Consider the following 14,795-nt stretch of genomic DNA (forward strand, 5'->3'; position numbering starts at 1 on the left):
GACCGCGGGATACTCAGACGCGGGACCGTGGGTTAGTGGTATACTCCGGGCCTTGGGTGCCCGTGACCCCGGTTCGAATCCGGGCGGTCCCACTCCACCTTTTTCTGCGTCGGGTTCGCGCTTCGCGCGAACCACTCCTTGAAAAATCTGGACCAAAAAGGCGGAATCGTCGCAAAGCGGCGATTCCGTGAAACCGCTCGCTTCGCTCGCGGTACAGCTTCTCGGTTGGGTGTCGGTCAGAAGCGTCTGTCATATCTATGGGCCGAATCTCTAGGCTACCACACGGCAATTCCACTGTGGCTGTCCTCACTTCCGGAATTGATCAGTACAGACGGTATGCTACTGAGTTGAAACAAGCGCCCACGTGTTGAACTGAACCTCCCATCTGAGCGCTCCATCCCACCCCACGTAACGCTGATTATCATCGACAGATTGAATAGGAAATAAAATAGTTCTGCTGTGTACGTGACGGTGGATAATATACTGGGGGCCGACGATGCCGTCTCGTCGGTTATCTCTGTCGTCCTCATGGTGGGTATCGTGGTGATACTGGGGGCCGTCGTCTCGGTGTTCGCGCTGGGGATCGGAGAGAGCGTCGATAGCACCGCTCCAAGTGCGTCCTTCGAGTTCAAGATCCTGGACAACGGTGACATGCAGGTCACCCACGCGAGCGGTGACACGCTCGACGGGGGCCAGTTGCGGTTCGCGGGTGCCGCACTCGAAAAAACCTCGTTCGGTGGCATCAGCGAGTGGAGTGGGAAGGTTAAAGCGGGTGACTCGGCGACGGTCAACGTCAAAGCCGAAGAGACGCTGAGACTCATCTGGCGGTCGTCAGCAGGCGACGAGACCGCCACGGTTGCGGAGTACGAGGTTCCGGACGACGCAGGTCCCTCCGGGGCAGTCAGTATCGGCACCGTACAGTCCGTCACCGACGAGGTTTCTGTGTCGGTCGGCACACTGAGTAGAATAAGTGGAAACGCAAACCTCGTGGTCGAAACAGCCGGTGGCGCTAAGACATCACAATCGGTCAGTTCGGGGGCAACGCCGACCGTGTCGCTCTCGGTTGACGAGACTGAAACCGTGACGGCGACGCTGTACGAGAGTGGTGAGACCGGCGAGATTGCATCTGCTTCGGACTCGCCGACAAAACAGGCGTCAATTGGCAGTGTTGACGCAACGGGTGCCGCCGCTAGTAACGGTGACGTTGCTGTTAACAACATACAGTTCAACGGGGTGCAAAATGACAAAGTCTACGTCGTCATTGACGATGACCCGACGCAAGGAAACGGTGACGGTGACGCGCAACCAGTAGAATTTTGGGTTTCGACTTACGGTGGTTCTGTGACGAAGTCCGTTCAGGATTACTTCATCGCTGATGGTGAGACAATCACGGTGACGGTGTACGAAACCGATAGCAAATCGACCAAACTGAAAACCGCCACGGCAACGGCGACGGACTAACTGAGGGAGAGTCTCGTAGTCGTTCATAGACGCGCTCTTGGGAGTATCGAACATCTTAAACGGTCGGACGGCTTGTTCGTTCCGACTGGCTAGGATGAATCTTGATCAATTTTTGTGACTGTGTAACAGCATCTTGAAGCCCAGTCTCGTTATGTGACTTGAGTCTTGAGACCCAGGGCTAGGATTCGTTCAGCTTGCCGATAAACTGACCAATTAATTTGGTTCAGACTATCTGCAACCGATTCCCTACGTGGCGTGTCTATGCCAGCACCTCTTTACTTGGATTGAACGACTGAACACTGCTACGAGCGACCCCACCCCATCGTTTCACGGCCGAACCGTTCGCAGTCCCCGACTTCGACTGGAGCGAAATCCACTTTCGCCCCGGCTTGCGAACCTTCTTAGGTCATCGGGCACAACCACTGTCCACTCAGATGGCGACCGCCGAGAACACCGAGCTCATCGACCGCTTCGAGGAGTTCTACCGCGACTACTACCGCAACGAGATCGGTGAGCTCGCACAGAAGTACCCCAACGACCAGAAGTCACTCTACATCGACTGGCAGGACCTCTACCGGTTCGACCCGGACCTGGCCGACGACTACCGCACCAAACCCCAGCAGCTCCAGGAGTACGCCGAGGAGGCGCTGCGCCTGTACGACCTCCCGGTCGACGTCTCGCTCGGACAGGCCCACGTCCGCGTCCGCAACCTCCCCGAGTCCGAGGACATCCGCGAGATCCGCCACCAGCACCACGGCAACCTCATCAGCGTCCAGGGCATCGTCCGCAAGGCGACCGACGTGCGGCCGAAGGTGCTCACCGCCGCCTTCGAGTGCCAGCGCTGTGGCACCCTCACCCGCATCCCCCAGGCCGCCGGCGACTTCCAGGAACCCCACGAGTGCCAGGGCTGTGAGCGCCAGGGCCCCTTCAGACTCAACACCGACCAGTCGGAGTTCATCGACGCCCAGAAGATCCGCGTCCAGGAGTCCCCCGAGGGCTTGCGTGGCGGCGAGACCCCCCAGGCCATCGACGTCAACATCGAGGACGACATCACCGGCAACGTGACCGCCGGCGACCACGTCCGCGTGACCGGCGTCCTCAAGTTAGACCAGCAGGGCAACGACCGCGAGAAGTCCCCGATGTTCGACATCTACATGGAGGGCGTCAGCGTCGAGATCGAGGACGAGCAGTTCGAGGAGATGGAGATCACCGAGGAGGACAAGAAGGAGATCGTCGAGCTCTCGAACGAACCCGACCTCTACGAGAAGATGGTCGGGGCCATCGCGCCCTCGATCTACGGCTACGAGAAAGAGAAGCTCGCGATGATGATCCAGCTGTTCTCGGGGGTCACCAAGAGCCTCCCCGACGGGTCGCGCATTCGTGGCGACCTGCACATGCTGCTTATCGGTGATCCGGGTACAGGGAAGTGCGTCAACGGCGATACTCGCGTCACGCTGGCCGACGGACGTCGGGTGCCGATTCGAGACCTCGTCGAATCAAACCTACAGGACCCGAAACCGGTCGACGACGGCGTGTGGGACGACGTCGACTTCGAGGTCCCCTCGCTGCAGCCCGACGGAACTATCGCGAGCCAGCGGGCGACGAAAGTCTGGAAACGCGAAGCGCCGGAGTACCTGTATCGGATCCGGACCGCGACGGGGCGCGAAATCGAGGTAACGCCGTCTCATCCGCTGTTCGTCCGGTCGGACGCTTCTTTCGAGGCGAGGACGGCAGAGGACCTCACGGAGGGTACCTTCGTTGCAGTCCCACGCAATGTCCCGACCGACGGCACTGACCAACTGTCCGTCGAGCACCGGACGTCGAAGTCTCACAACCGAATCGACCTTGACGTACCGGATACGTGGACGCCCGGACTCGCACGTCTCGTCGGGTACATCGTCGCCGAGGGCTACGTCGAACAGCGCGCCGACAACACTGGCTTCGTTTCGATCACCAACAACGACCGCGAGGTCATCGACGACGCGACCGCCATTCTGGAGACGCTGAATCTCAACGTTACCGAGCGACACCCACACGAAGGTAAGGACGCGACCGAACTGATGTGTTCGGCCGGCGAGCTGGTGAGTTTCCTCGCGTCGCTGGACGAGTCACTCCTGTCGCCGTCGACCGACCGCCGTGTCCCACCGGCGGTGATGGGGACGAGCGACCGGATTACGGCAGCGTTCCTGCAAGCCTACATCGAGGGTGAGGGACACGTGTCTGGGTCCCAGCGGGAGATTACGGTCGCGTCGACGAGCGAGGAACTCCTCGAAGACGCCCGCTCGATGCTCCTGTCGCTGGGCATCGGCTCGCAGTTACAATCTCGCGCCAACGGGAGCTATCGCCTGCGAATCTCTGGGGAGTCCTTCGCCCGATATGTCGAGCGTATCGGATTCATCACGGAGCGCAAGGCAGATGTGGCCGGGAAGTTCGACCATACGTCGGGCAACACGAATCTCGACGTCGTCCCGAACGTCGGTCCGGGACTGCGACGTATCCGCGAAACCCTGGGGCTCCCGCAGGCAGAGTGTGGGCTTCCACGCTCCACGTACCAGCATTACGAGCGCAGTCGTCGAAACCCCGGGCGTGAGAGCCTTCAGTCCGTCGTCGAGGCGTTCGAAGGACGACTGAACGCGCTCGAATCGACAGGTGTCGACGACGACGGCGCGATTGCAGACGGTGGTAGTCTCGATGCAGTCCGACAGGACGTCAGTGCGCTTCGTTCGCTCGTTGAGGGCGACGTCGCCTGGGACCGGATAGTGTCGATCGAGGCATTTGAACCCGACGAGGAGTGGGTCTACGACCTCGAGGTCGAGGGAACGCACAGCTATCTCTCGAACGGCGTCGTGTCCCACAACTCGCAAATGCTGTCGTACATCCGACAGATAGCCCCACGCTCCGTCTACACTTCTGGGAAAGGGTCCAGCTCGGCCGGCCTCACGGCGGCCGCTGTTCGCGACGACTTCGGCGACGGCCAGCAGTGGACCCTCGAAGCGGGGGCGCTCGTGCTGGCCGACCAGGGCATCGCCGCTGTCGACGAACTGGATAAGATGAGCCCGGAAGATCGTTCGGCGATGCACCAGGCGCTCGAACAGCAGGAGATCAGCATCTCGAAGGCGGGTATCAACGCCACGCTCAAGAGCCGGTGCTCGCTGCTGGGCGCGGCCAACCCCAAGTACGGTCGGTTCGACCAGTACGAACCCATCGGCGAGCAGATCGACCTCGAACCCGCGCTCATCTCCCGGTTCGACCTCATCTTCACGGTCACCGACCAGCCCGACGAGGAGGCCGACCGGAACCTCGCGTCCCACATCATCCAGACGAACTACGCGGGCGAACTCCACACCCACCGGACCGAGAACGCCACCTCGAACTTCACCGAGGAGGAGGTCGAGACGGTCACCGAGGAGGTCGCGCCGACGATAGAGCCGGATCTCCTTCGCAAGTACATCGCCTACGCGAAGCGCAACTGCTTCCCGACGATGACCGAGGAGGCAAAGGAGCGCATCGAGGACTTCTACGTCGACCTCCGCCTGAAAGGGCAAGACGAAGACGCGCCCGTCCCGGTGACCGCGAGGAAGCTCGAGGCGCTGGTCAGGTTGGCCGAGGCCTCGGCCCGGATTCGACTCTCCGACACCGTCGAGGAAGACGACGCCGAGCGGGCGGTCGACATCGCGCTGTACTGCATGAAACAGATCGGCATCGACCCCGAGACCGGCGAGTTCGACGCCGACGTCGTCGAGACGGGCACCTCCAAGACCCAGCGCGACCGCATCCAGAACCTCAAGGGCATCATCGCCGACATCGAAGACGAGTACGACGAGGGCGCGCCCATCGACATCGTCGTCGAGCGCGCCGAGGAGGTCGGCATCGAGGAATCGAAGGCCGAACACGAGATCGAGAAGCTCAAGCAGAAAGGCGAGGTCTACGAGCCTCGGACCGACCACCTCCGGACGACATAATGGACCGCATCTCCGCCCTGCGGAACGTCGAGGAGGCGCTCGCGACCTTCGAGGACGGCGAGTGCTCGCTGTCCGACCTCGAACGCGACGTCCGGGGCATCCTCCGCACCTACGCCACCGACTTCGAGGGCGACCTCGGGGCCTACCGGGCGTCCGGCACCGGCGCGGCCGACGGGCTGGTCGTCATGGCGCCCTCCGAATCGGCCGCCCGCGAGCGGGTCCGGGCCCTCGTCGACGACCCCGGGGAGTTCTCGGTCAGCCAGGTCCGGTGAGCCGCCGGGCGGGCACTCACCCGATATTATTCGGAGGAAGATAGCATAATTTTAGTTCTAGCAATGGCTGCAACCGACCGATGCTGCTGGTCGTCACGTACTCGCGGGCCGCCCGCCGGGACCTGCGAAACGTCTGTCGGCGACACGAATCGTGTGTGGCCCAGCAACTCGGGCGGGCGGCGCTGTTCGAGGGGACCGAGTTCGGTGCGTTCCAGGCGCTGCGCCTCCGGGAGAAACACGATCTGGCGGTCAGGGTCGAGCGGCTCGAGCCGTTCGGGCCCGAGGACGTCCCGGCGCATGTGGCCGAGGCCGCACGCGCGTACGAGCAGCGCACGGAACCGGCGACGCCGTACGAGCGGTTCGCGGCCGGGCGTGACCTGCCCGCGCCGGCGTCGATGCGGGAGGAACCGCTGTGAGGCTCCGGGTCGACGGGGCCTGTTACGAGGGCTGTGTCGTCGACCTCCGGGCGAGTGACGTCGAGGGCGCCGCCGTCGCGCGTGCGGTGCGCGGGGAGGCCCTGACGCCGTCGGTTTCCCCGACCGCTACGGCGGCAGTCTATCGCTACGCGGGCCACGTCCGGCCGGGGATGGGCCTGCGGACCAGGACGGCACTGGCGGCGGCGGCCCGGTCCCGCGGCGTGACGGCGCCCCAGGACGACGCGATTGCAGACCTGCGGGCACGGCTCGCCGACCTCGACGCCGACCGACCCGACCTCCCGGCCTGCACCGACCCGGTCCCCGAGGGGGCCCTCAGGGAGCTCGAGGAGGCCGTCGCGACACACCGAGGACGCATCCGGGCCCACGAGCGACTCCCTGGAGGGGACGCAAGCGAGCCACGCGAGGACCTCCGGGCGGCCGCGCGGCGCCTCTCCGAACGCGAGACCGAACGGACCGCTGCCCGGCAGGCCCGCGAGCGACGGCGCGATGCTGCCCGCGGGTACCGCCAGCAGCTGGAGCGGCGCCGGCGCCTGGCAGACGAGCTGGCGAACCGCCAGCGCGAGGCCCGTGCGCACCTGGTAGAGTCACTCGAGGGCAGGTTTCGCGCGTCGCTCGCGACACTCCCCGGCCCCACCCCCGAGGACCCCTTCGACGCCCCGCCGGTCGACGCGGCGCTCGCGGTACTTCGGGTCGCCCGGACCGAGGCACCGGTCGTCCTCGAGGTCGACCGGTTCGCCACTCCGGTGGCCGCCGCGCGGCAGCTCTCGGCGCCCGTGATCCGGTGCTGAGGTTTAAATCCGAACGGGCGACCACCCGGCGTATGGTCACGTTCGCAAGCGAGTGTACGACTCGGGAGGGCGTCACGCTGGTCACCGCGGCGCTGACGGATGTCGCTGTCCCGACCAGGGTCACCCTCGCGAACCGACTGGACGGGCCGGTCTGGCCGCCACGTCGGGAGGGTCTCCCGGCGTGTGGCTGGACCGACACCGGGTTCGAGGCCGTCGTCGGCCCGGGCCGGCACGCCTTCGGCTACGCGTCGCCAGCGCCCCCGGCGGACCCGGCGGTCGAGCTGGTCGAAGCCAGACCAGCGCCCGACGCCGAACCGACCCGTGACGTGGCACAGACGCCCGAGGCTGTCTGCCGGGACCTCGGCGACCCGTCGCCGCCCGCCGACGCGCTCCCGGCCGTGGCTCTCGCCGGCGACGAGACGAGTCGCGAGGCCGCGGACGCCGGCGATGCGGCCCACGATCTCCCGGCCCCTGTCGCCGGATTCTTCGAGGCGGCCGAACGGCGGGTCCACAGCGCCGAGGCGCTGGCGGAGGCCGAGACGCTTGCGGCGGCGACCGACGCCGTCCGCGACGCGGGCGGGCTGGACGACGTGTACCGCCTCGACGACCGCCAAGGAGTGGACGTCCGGACGCTCCGGGCTATCGCCCGGCGCGCCGAGGCCCTCGCAGAGCGACGGGCGGCGGCGACGGTCCCGACCGACTCCCTCGAAGGGCTCGCATGATTCTGACCGTTACCGGCGGCAAGGGCGGGGTCGGGAAGTCGACGGTCGCCTACAACCTCGCGGCGACACTCGACGGTGTCGTCGTCGACGGCGACCTCGCGATGGCCGACCTCCCGGCCGGTCGCGGTCCGAACCTCCACGACGTGCTCGCCGGCCGGGCGGCGCCGCTCGAGGCCGTCTCGGAAACGGGCCCGGTCGCGGTGGTCCCGTGTGGCCGGTCCCTCGCCGGGGCGCGGGCGGCCGACGTGACTGCACTCGGCGACGTGCTGGCGACCCTCGAGCGGACGGCTCGCTGGGTCGTCGTCGACTCGCCGGCCGGCCTGCAGGCCGACGTCGGCGTCCCGCTCTCGGTCGCCGACGCCGCAGTCCTCGTGACGGCGCCGGACGCCGCGGCGCTGGCAGACGCCCTGCGTGTCCGCGCACTCGCCCGCGAGCTCGACACCGGGCTCTGCCGGGTGGTGCTCAACCGCGCCGGCCCGGACCCGAACACGACGGCCGTTGCCGACCGCTTTGGCGCACCCGTCGTCACCGTGCCCGAGAGCGACGCTGTCGAAAGCGCCCAGCGGGCCGGCCAGCCGGTCTGTCACACGGCGCCCGATTCCTCAGCGGCCGACGGCTTCCGGGCGCTGGCGGCCGCCGTTCAGTCCTGCAGGTCGGTGTAGGTCCCCCGCAGGGTCACCGGCGTCACGTCGGCCACGTCGGCCGCCTCGGCCTGGGTCAGATCGACGTCGCGCTCGCCGGCCGCAGTGTAGAGACACGCCGCCGCCACCCCGGCGGGGTTCCGTCCGCCGACGAGCCCGCGGTCGCGCGCCTCGTCGACCAGTTCCTCCGCCCGTTTTCTGACCGTCGTGGGTAATTCGAGTTCGGTCGCGAACCGCGGGACGTACTCGCGGGGGTCTATCGGCCCCGTCGGGAGACCCAGCTCCCGGTTGAGCGCGTCGTAGGCCGCCCGGAGTTCCGCATCGTCCGCGCGGGCGACCGCACAGAGCTCCTCGACGGTCCGTGCGAGGCCTTCGGTCCGGCAGGTGGCGTAGACGGCGGCTGCAGCGAACCCCTCGAGGGAGCGCCCTCGCAGCAGGTCTGCCTCCTGGGCCGACTCGAAGAGGACGCAGGCCCGGTCCCGAACGGCGTCCGAGAGGTCGAGCGACCCGACGATACGCCGTATCTCGGTGAAGGCGTACACCTGGTTGCGCTCGCGCTTGGATCGGACCTGTGCGCGATTGTGCTCGCGGCGGAGTCGCGCCAGCTGCCGGCGCTTGCGGCCCTTGACCCTGGTCGATCGGCCGATCTCGGTCGAGAGCCCCCGGTCGTGGCGCGACCGGGTCAGGGGCGCCCCCGTCCGGGCCCGTTCGGTGTCGTCGTCTTCGAATGACCGCCACTCCGGCCCGCGGTCGATGGGATCCTCGCCGACGACGAGGCCACACTCGGCACAGACCGCCTCGTGACCGTCCTGCTCGACTGCACACTCACACTCCGGGCAACGTCGCGTCGTTGCGCTCATCGTATCTCGACCTACGGCCGGAGGAGTGGTTAAAAACCCGATGGAGATCCGGGTCTCGGGCCGGATTCGGCCGATACTACCGACCGGTTACCGGTCGGTTCCTGGCCGGGCCAGCGCCGTCGGCCGCGCTCGCAGCACCACGCTTAAATTCCAGGCGTGGCGAGGTGAGTACAATGGGGCTTGCCGACATCGCAGCGGGGCTCGAGGTGACCGAGTCACAGCGCGAGACCGGCGTCGCCGCCGTCGACGAGACGGACGCGTCGCTCGCCGGCCGACTCGACCCGGTGGCCGACAGTCTGCCGTGTTCGCCGGCCGCAGCAGCCACCGTCGTCGAGGCCTACGCCGCCGGCAAGAGCGTCGGGGAGAGCGGCCACGCAGCCGGCGTCCCACCAGTCACCGCCGCGAAGACGCTCCACCTGCTCGGCGAACAGGTCACGCCGCTGGGCCCGCGCGGGCGCGATATCGTGGCCGACTGGCTGGTCGGCGACCTCTCCCGGAGCGAGGCCCTGACGCTCTCGGGGGCGACCGACGCGGAGTTCTCGCTTGCGGTCTACGTCCAGACCCACGACCCGCTGCCCGAGGCCCGCGACGCCGTCGAGGGGGCGCTGGCGACGGCCCGCGACCGGGACCCGCTCGCGGACACGATGAGCGACGTCGGCGAGTTGCTGTGAGCGGTCCCGCGCAGGACGGCAGCGGGCCGGCGCGGCGGTCAGAGGGCCTGTCACCGCTGGACCACGTTTAAATCCCCTGCCCGCAAACCGACGGCTATGTCGGCCTCGGAACTGGCGGCGGACGTCGCGAAAGCGCTGGACGTGAGCAGGGACGAGTTCCGCGACCGGGCCCGGGCGGAAGCCGAGGACCTCGTGTCCGAGGTCCGGTCGGGCACCTTCGACAACTCGGAGGCCATCGTGGGACTCGAACTCGAGCTGTACGCCGTCGACGACCAGACCAACGCGCTGCGGCGGGTCCCCCGCCAGCTGCTGGAGCTCATCGGCTTCGAGAAGGAACTGGGCTTGCACAACGCCGAGATGCAGACCAGTCCCCAACCGCTGAACTCCCACGGGCTGGTCGCCCAGGAGAACGAGCTGAAGGCGTCGCTGAAACCGGCCCAACGCCGCCTCCAGCGCGACGGCATCCGGATGGTCGCCGACGGACTGTGGACGGTCCCGCCCCAGGGCGAGACGGCGCGGGACTACCTCTGTGACTGCGTCGAGAAGGACGGCGTCTGCATCGGGACGAACATGTCCGACTCCGTGCGCTACCACACGATGGCCAACGCGGGCTACCCGTCGGCGTTCGAACTCGAGGCACCCCACGTCTCCCTGGAGGCCGAGACGGTGATGCCCGAGTCGCTCATCACCTCCATGCAGCCCCACTACCAGATTCCCCACGCGCCGGACCTCCCGGAGTATTTCAGTTACGCCCTCCGGGTGGCCGCGCCGCTGCTGGCGATGGCGGTCAACGCCCCCTTCTTCCCGCCGGATCTCTACGACGACGCGCCCGACGCCGACATCGTCGCCGACGCGTACATGGAACACCGCATCGGCGTCTTCGAGTCGGTGTTGAACCCCCGGTCGGACGCGCCCGCACAGCCCAAGGTCTGTTTCCCGCCGGACTTCGAGACGGTCGAGGACGCTATCGCCGACATCGTCGAGGACGACACCATCGTCCCCCGGGCGCTGCAGGCCGGCACCCGCTTCGACGACGACTTCGTCCACTTCCGGCACAAGCACGGCTCGTACTGGCGGTGGGTCCGGCCCGTCTTCGAGGGGGCGACCCGGTCGGCCGCCAACGCCCGCATCGAGTTCCGCCCGCTGCCGGCCCAGCCGACCGTCGACGACGCCGTCGGCTGTATGGCCGTCTTCGCCGGCCTGATGGAGAGTCTCCCCCGGCTGGAACACCCCATCCAGTCCCTGGACTGGGAGACGGCGAAGGAGAACTTCTACGCGGCCGCCCGCGACGGCCTGCGGGCCGACATGGAGTGGATCACCGCCGACGGCGCGACGACGACTGCCACCGACGAGCTGTACGGCGAACTCTTCGCCCACGCCCGCGACGGCCTCGAACAGCGCGGCCTCTCGACGGAGGAGGCCCACGGCTACATCGCGCCGCTGCGCGAGCGAGTCGACAGGCGGCTCACGCCCGCCCGCTGGAAACACGACTTCGTGCGCCGCCAGGTCGAGGAGAACGTGCCGCTGGCGGAGGCCATCTGGGGGATGCAGGCGGCCTACATCAGCCGCCAGCGCGAGACGCTGCTCGAGGGCAGTTTCGTCGACTGGTTCGAGTAGTCAGGCGACCGACTCGACGTAGTCGACGGCCGCTTCGGGCGTCTCGACGTGTTCGATGCCGGTCAGACCCTCGACGTGGTGGGTGCCGAGGCCGGCGACCGGGCGGCCGTAGTCCAGGGCGTGACCCAGTTCCGAGAGCGTGCCGCTCTTGCCGTCGACGGCGATGACGGCGTCGCCGTTCAACACCACGAGGACGTTCCGGGCGTTGCCCATCCCCGTGGCGACGCTGGTCTCGACGAACTCGTTTGCCCCGTGGCGGTCGTCGCCGGGGAGGATGCCGATGGTGTGGCCGCCGGCCTCGCTGGCACCGTCACAGACGGCCTCCATGACGCCCGAGAGGCCGCCACAGACCACCTCGTGGCCGCGCTCGCCGAGGAGCGTGCCGACCCGGCGTGCCTGCTGGTACTGTGCCGCGGTGACGACGGACCCGCCGATGACAGAGACGCGCATGGGCGGTCTTCGACGGGGAGCGAGAAAAGAATGGAGGCCGCGATCAGACCTGCTCGAGCCACTCCTCGGCCCGTGCGGGCGAGGCGTTCGTGATCTCGCCCAGCGCGGCGGCGTCGTGCTCGGCGAGGTCCGCGACGGTCTCGATGCCGGCGTCGCGGAGCCGGTCGGCGTAGGTCGGGCCGATGCCGTCGATGGTCTGGACGTCCCGGACCGACGGGTCGGTGTCCGCGTCGTCGCTCTCGTCGTCCGCGACGTCGTCCGCGACCTCTTCGACGGCTTCCGCGGCCGCCTCGCTCGGGGATTCGACTTCGATGTCGACCCCGTCGCCGTCGTTGCGGTCCTTGTACCACTGGGCGACCTCCGGCCAGAGGTCGGCGTGGGTCGAGGAGGACACCGACAGCCCGATGTGGCCCGTCGAGAACTCGATGGTGGTCGTGTCCTCGCTCGGGATGGCGTCGGTGAAGGGCTTCGAGGACTCCGGCGGGATGAGGTGGTCGTACTCGCCCATCAGCTGGAGGACGGGCATCGTGAGGTTCTCCAGGTCGACGTGCTTGCCGTCCAGTTCCAGCTCGTTCTTGTAGAGCTTGTTGTCCTGGTAGATGTCCTCCAGGAACTGGACGTAGGTGTCGCCGGCGACGTCGATGCCGTCGCCGAGCCACTTCTCCATCCGGCCGAAGTTCTCGACGAAGTCCTCGTTCTCCAGGTTCTCGGCCAGGCGGATGTACTTCGAGACGTAGTTGTCGACGGGGTCCATCAGCGCGAAGCCGATGTCGAGCATCTCCGCCGGGACGTTGCCGAAGGTGTCGGTGACGTCGCTCGGGGAGTAGTACTCCTCGGAGCCCCACTCCTCCAGGACGCCGCCGGTCTGGTCGAAACAGAGGCCGGCGGCCATCAGGCCCAGCGCGTTGACCTTCTCGGCGTGGAGCGCAGTGTACATCACCGACATGGTGCCGCCCATGCAGTAGCCAAGGATGTTGATGGCGTCCTGGCCCGAGCGCTCGCGGACCTCGTCGACGCAGTTGTCCATGTAGCGGTTGACGTAGTCGTCCAGCGTCAGGTGCTGGTCGAGCCGGGAGGGCTCGTTCCAGTCGATGAGGTAGACGTCGTGGCCCGCCTCGAGCAGGCGCCGCACCACCGACCGTTCCTCCTGTAAGTCGAGGATGTACGGTCGGTTGATGAGCGCGTAGACGATGAGGATGGGCACGTCCTGTTTGTCTTCCTCGGCGACGTCGATGCCGGCGGCCTCGGCGTCGTAGTGGAGGAGTTCGAGCTTGTTCTCCTCGTAGACGACGTCGCTCGGCGTCTGGCCGACCTCGACGGACTCCATCAGCTCGAGGCGCTCGTCGGCGACCTCGCTGGTCTCGACGGCCTCGCGCATCGCGTCCAGGGACTTGGACTGCCAGTCCAGCGCGGCCGCGAACGGGTTGGATGGGTCACTCGACATGGTCTAGTCCTCGAGGTGCTCGAGGATGCGGTCGAGCTTCTGTTCGACGGCGTGTTGGCGCCGTTCCAGCTCGACGAGGCGCTCGGCAACCTCGTCGACGTCGTCGCGGGTCGGGAAGCCAAGCTGGGCGATGGTGTCCTGGCTCATCTCGTCGGCCTGCTGTTGCATCTCCATCATGGACTCGACCAGCTGGCCGTTGGCCGCGGCGAACGCGGACGTGCTCATCACGTGCTTGAACGCCTCGTTGGCCGACTGGAGCCAGATGTCCCGGAACTCCGCGGGGTCGACGTCCTGGCCCTGGGCCGCGTCGGCCGAGCGCTCGACCATCCGGTCGGCGGCGTCGAGCCACTCCTCGTAGGCCCGGTTGTAGCCCTGCAGCCCCTCGCTCAGCTCGTCCTGCTGGGGCATGCTGTCCTCGACGGCGTCGGCCCAGGATTCGACGAACGCGGCCTGTGCCTTCATGTTCTGTTCCATCGAGTCGACGACCGCGTCGTTCATCTCCTCGACCATCTCGGTCCACTCGTCCTGCATCTGGTTTGTATCACTCATTTGTTGTAATTGGCGGGTACGCGCACAAAAAACGGCTGGTTCGTTGTTACGCCTCGACGTCGACGTCGACGGCGTCGGCGGCCTGGGCCTGGACTTCTTCGACCTGGGCCTGGATCTCCTCGACCTGCTCCTGGACCTCTTCGAGCTGGTCGCCGAACTGCTCGGCGGCCTCGACGGACTGGGCCTCCAGTTCCTCGTGGGCGTCGACGAGCATCTCGACCTGCTCGCTGACGGCGTCCAGGTACTCCTGGGTCATCTCGTCGTAGGCGTCGACGCCCTCGACCATCTCGCTTTCGACGTTGTCGAAGAGCTCGGCGTGGTTCTCGAGCAGGAAGTCGTACTGCTCGTCGACGGCGCTGCGCATCTCCTTGACGGTACCGGCGACGCCGGGGACGGTCGACTCGATGGCGTCGAGGTAGCTGTGGAAGGCGGTCTTCGAGAGCTCGACGCCGCGGCGCTGGGCCGACTCCTGGGTGTCGAGGCTGTCGATGAGCGCCTCGTTGACGTTCTGCTGGAACGCGACGCTCTGCTCGAGGGCCTTCTGGCTCTGGGTGATCGTCGCACGCTGCATCTCGAACGCTGTCGTGACGGGGGTGGTGTAGTCTACCATTGGTGTATTACTCCTGTGAGGTTCGCTTGACCGGAAGGACGACTGCTTGGACGATGTCCCCTTCTTCGATGTCGAGCGCCTCGCGCTCGGCGTCGGGGATGCTGATGCGACCGCCGCTCTGCACGCGGGTCTTGAAGGTCGCCATCTGACTCATCGCGCCGAGCTGGTTCATATCCATGCTCGGCATCCCACCGCCAGCGAACAACTGCTTCATCATCTCCTGCTGTTGTTCCAACGCTTGTTCGCTGGCCTGCTGCATCCCCCGGAACATCGGGGGCCACATCAGACTGTCGTCCTCGTCGGCCATCGTG

At 66.8% G+C, this 14,795-nt stretch carries 15 protein-coding genes and 1 tRNA gene; 10 read left to right on the forward strand and 6 right to left on the reverse strand.

The genetic code is table 11. The annotated features are described in order from the left end of the window. Nucleotides 1-21: 21 nt before the first annotated feature. The 8 genes from P1K88_RS02575 (at nucleotide 22) to P1K88_RS02610 (ending at nucleotide 8,304) form a co-directional block, all read left to right on the forward strand. Nucleotides 22-92, forward strand: a tRNA-Pro gene (locus tag P1K88_RS02575). A 367-nt stretch (nucleotides 93-459) separates the two neighbouring features. Further along, on the forward strand, nucleotides 460-1,461 hold the full coding sequence (locus tag P1K88_RS02580; protein ID WP_276412310.1) for a type IV pilin N-terminal domain-containing protein: 1,002 nt from the start codon (nucleotides 460-462) through the stop codon (nucleotides 1,459-1,461). 434 nt (nucleotides 1,462-1,895) lie between these two features. After that, a complete protein-coding gene (locus tag P1K88_RS02585) occupies nucleotides 1,896-5,423 on the forward strand; it encodes an LAGLIDADG family homing endonuclease (protein WP_276412312.1) in 3,528 nt (1,175 codons plus the stop codon). Further along, complete coding sequence (locus P1K88_RS02590) at nucleotides 5,423-5,695, forward strand: DUF7854 family protein (RefSeq protein WP_276412314.1); 273 nt, start codon at nucleotides 5,423-5,425, stop codon at nucleotides 5,693-5,695. Before P1K88_RS02585 ends, P1K88_RS02590 begins: the two co-directional genes overlap by 1 nt. A gap of 80 nt (nucleotides 5,696-5,775) precedes the next feature. Next, a complete protein-coding gene (locus P1K88_RS02595; protein ID WP_276412315.1) occupies nucleotides 5,776-6,111 on the forward strand; it encodes a DUF7855 family protein in 336 nt (111 codons plus the stop codon). Further along, nucleotides 6,108-6,920 carry a DUF7856 family protein gene (locus tag P1K88_RS02600; RefSeq protein ID WP_276412317.1) on the forward strand — a complete coding sequence of 271 codons (813 nt, stop codon included), beginning with the start codon at nucleotides 6,108-6,110 and terminating at the stop codon, nucleotides 6,918-6,920. The genes P1K88_RS02595 and P1K88_RS02600 overlap by 4 nt, the downstream gene beginning before the upstream one ends. 32 nt (nucleotides 6,921-6,952) lie before the next feature. After that, nucleotides 6,953-7,642 (forward strand): DUF7857 domain-containing protein, encoded by a 690-nt coding sequence (locus tag P1K88_RS02605; RefSeq protein ID WP_276412318.1) that lies wholly within the window; start codon nucleotides 6,953-6,955, stop codon nucleotides 7,640-7,642. After that, nucleotides 7,639-8,304, forward strand: a complete 666-nt coding sequence (locus tag P1K88_RS02610) for a MinD/ParA family ATP-binding protein (RefSeq protein WP_276412319.1) — start codon at nucleotides 7,639-7,641, stop codon at nucleotides 8,302-8,304. The genes P1K88_RS02605 and P1K88_RS02610 overlap by 4 nt, the downstream gene beginning before the upstream one ends. On the opposite strand, the gene P1K88_RS02615 is transcribed toward P1K88_RS02610, so the two are convergent. Further along, nucleotides 8,283-9,143 (reverse strand): transcription initiation factor IIB, encoded by an 861-nt coding sequence (locus P1K88_RS02615; RefSeq protein ID WP_276412320.1) that lies wholly within the window; start codon nucleotides 9,141-9,143, stop codon nucleotides 8,283-8,285. The two genes, P1K88_RS02610 and P1K88_RS02615, sit on opposite strands and share 22 nt — an antisense overlap. Before the next feature lie 173 nt (nucleotides 9,144-9,316). On the opposite strand from P1K88_RS02615, the gene P1K88_RS02620 reads away from it, so the two are divergent. Together P1K88_RS02620 and P1K88_RS02625 are read left to right on the forward strand one after the other, a co-directional pair. Then, entirely contained in the window at nucleotides 9,317-9,814 is a 498-nt protein-coding gene (locus tag P1K88_RS02620) for a DUF7858 family protein (RefSeq protein WP_276412322.1), read from the forward strand. A 96-nt stretch (nucleotides 9,815-9,910) separates the two neighbouring features. After that, nucleotides 9,911-11,431 (forward strand): glutamate-cysteine ligase family protein, encoded by a 1,521-nt coding sequence (locus P1K88_RS02625; RefSeq protein ID WP_276412323.1) that lies wholly within the window; start codon nucleotides 9,911-9,913, stop codon nucleotides 11,429-11,431. On the opposite strand, the gene P1K88_RS02630 is transcribed toward P1K88_RS02625, so the two are convergent. The 5 genes from P1K88_RS02630 to P1K88_RS02650 are packed head-to-tail and all read right to left on the reverse strand — an operon-like array spanning nucleotide 11,432 to nucleotide 14,791. Next, nucleotides 11,432-11,881, reverse strand: coding sequence for a TIGR00725 family protein (locus P1K88_RS02630; protein ID WP_276412324.1), 450 nt, complete (start codon nucleotides 11,879-11,881; stop codon nucleotides 11,432-11,434). A 43-nt stretch (nucleotides 11,882-11,924) separates the two neighbouring features. After that, nucleotides 11,925-13,325: a class III poly(R)-hydroxyalkanoic acid synthase subunit PhaC gene (gene phaC / locus P1K88_RS02635; RefSeq protein WP_276412325.1), complete on the reverse strand. Its 1,401-nt coding sequence runs from the start codon at nucleotides 13,323-13,325 to the stop codon at nucleotides 11,925-11,927. Between the two features lie 3 nt (nucleotides 13,326-13,328). Next, nucleotides 13,329-13,874, reverse strand: a complete 546-nt coding sequence (locus tag P1K88_RS02640; protein ID WP_276412327.1) for a poly(R)-hydroxyalkanoic acid synthase subunit PhaE — start codon at nucleotides 13,872-13,874, stop codon at nucleotides 13,329-13,331. A 46-nt stretch (nucleotides 13,875-13,920) separates the two neighbouring features. After that, nucleotides 13,921-14,484: a hypothetical protein gene (locus P1K88_RS02645; protein ID WP_276412329.1), complete on the reverse strand. Its 564-nt coding sequence runs from the start codon at nucleotides 14,482-14,484 to the stop codon at nucleotides 13,921-13,923. Between the two features lie 7 nt (nucleotides 14,485-14,491). Beyond that, nucleotides 14,492-14,791 (reverse strand): AbrB/MazE/SpoVT family DNA-binding domain-containing protein, encoded by a 300-nt coding sequence (locus P1K88_RS02650; RefSeq protein WP_276412330.1) that lies wholly within the window; start codon nucleotides 14,789-14,791, stop codon nucleotides 14,492-14,494. Between the last annotated feature and the right edge of the window lie 4 nt (nucleotides 14,792-14,795).

It is taken from the genome of Haloarcula halobia (genome assembly GCF_029338255.1).
Classification (GTDB): Archaea; Halobacteriota; Halobacteria; order Halobacteriales; family Haloarculaceae; genus Haloarcula; species Haloarcula halobia.

Coding starts and splice junctions, on each gene's coding strand:
- P1K88_RS02585 (WP_276412312.1), top strand. CDS start 1,896: ATGGCGACCGCCGAGAACACCGAGCTCATCGACCGCTTCGAGGAGTTC.
- P1K88_RS02590 (WP_276412314.1), top strand. CDS start 5,423: ATGGACCGCATCTCCGCCCTGCGGAACGTCGAGGAGGCGCTCGCGACC.
- P1K88_RS02595 (WP_276412315.1), top strand. CDS start 5,776: ATGCTGCTGGTCGTCACGTACTCGCGGGCCGCCCGCCGGGACCTGCGA.
- P1K88_RS02605 (WP_276412318.1), top strand. CDS start 6,953: ATGGTCACGTTCGCAAGCGAGTGTACGACTCGGGAGGGCGTCACGCTG.
- P1K88_RS02610 (WP_276412319.1), top strand. CDS start 7,639: ATGATTCTGACCGTTACCGGCGGCAAGGGCGGGGTCGGGAAGTCGACG.
- P1K88_RS02615 (WP_276412320.1), bottom strand. CDS start 9,143: ATGAGCGCAACGACGCGACGTTGCCCGGAGTGTGAGTGTGCAGTCGAG.
- P1K88_RS02620 (WP_276412322.1), top strand. CDS start 9,317: ATGGGGCTTGCCGACATCGCAGCGGGGCTCGAGGTGACCGAGTCACAG.
- P1K88_RS02625 (WP_276412323.1), top strand. CDS start 9,911: ATGTCGGCCTCGGAACTGGCGGCGGACGTCGCGAAAGCGCTGGACGTG.
- P1K88_RS02630 (WP_276412324.1), bottom strand. CDS start 11,881: ATGCGCGTCTCTGTCATCGGCGGGTCCGTCGTCACCGCGGCACAGTAC.
- phaC (WP_276412325.1), bottom strand. CDS start 13,325: ATGTCGAGTGACCCATCCAACCCGTTCGCGGCCGCGCTGGACTGGCAG.
- P1K88_RS02640 (WP_276412327.1), bottom strand. CDS start 13,874: ATGAGTGATACAAACCAGATGCAGGACGAGTGGACCGAGATGGTCGAG.
- P1K88_RS02645 (WP_276412329.1), bottom strand. CDS start 14,484: ATGGTAGACTACACCACCCCCGTCACGACAGCGTTCGAGATGCAGCGT.
- P1K88_RS02650 (WP_276412330.1), bottom strand. CDS start 14,791: ATGGCCGACGAGGACGACAGTCTGATGTGGCCCCCGATGTTCCGGGGG.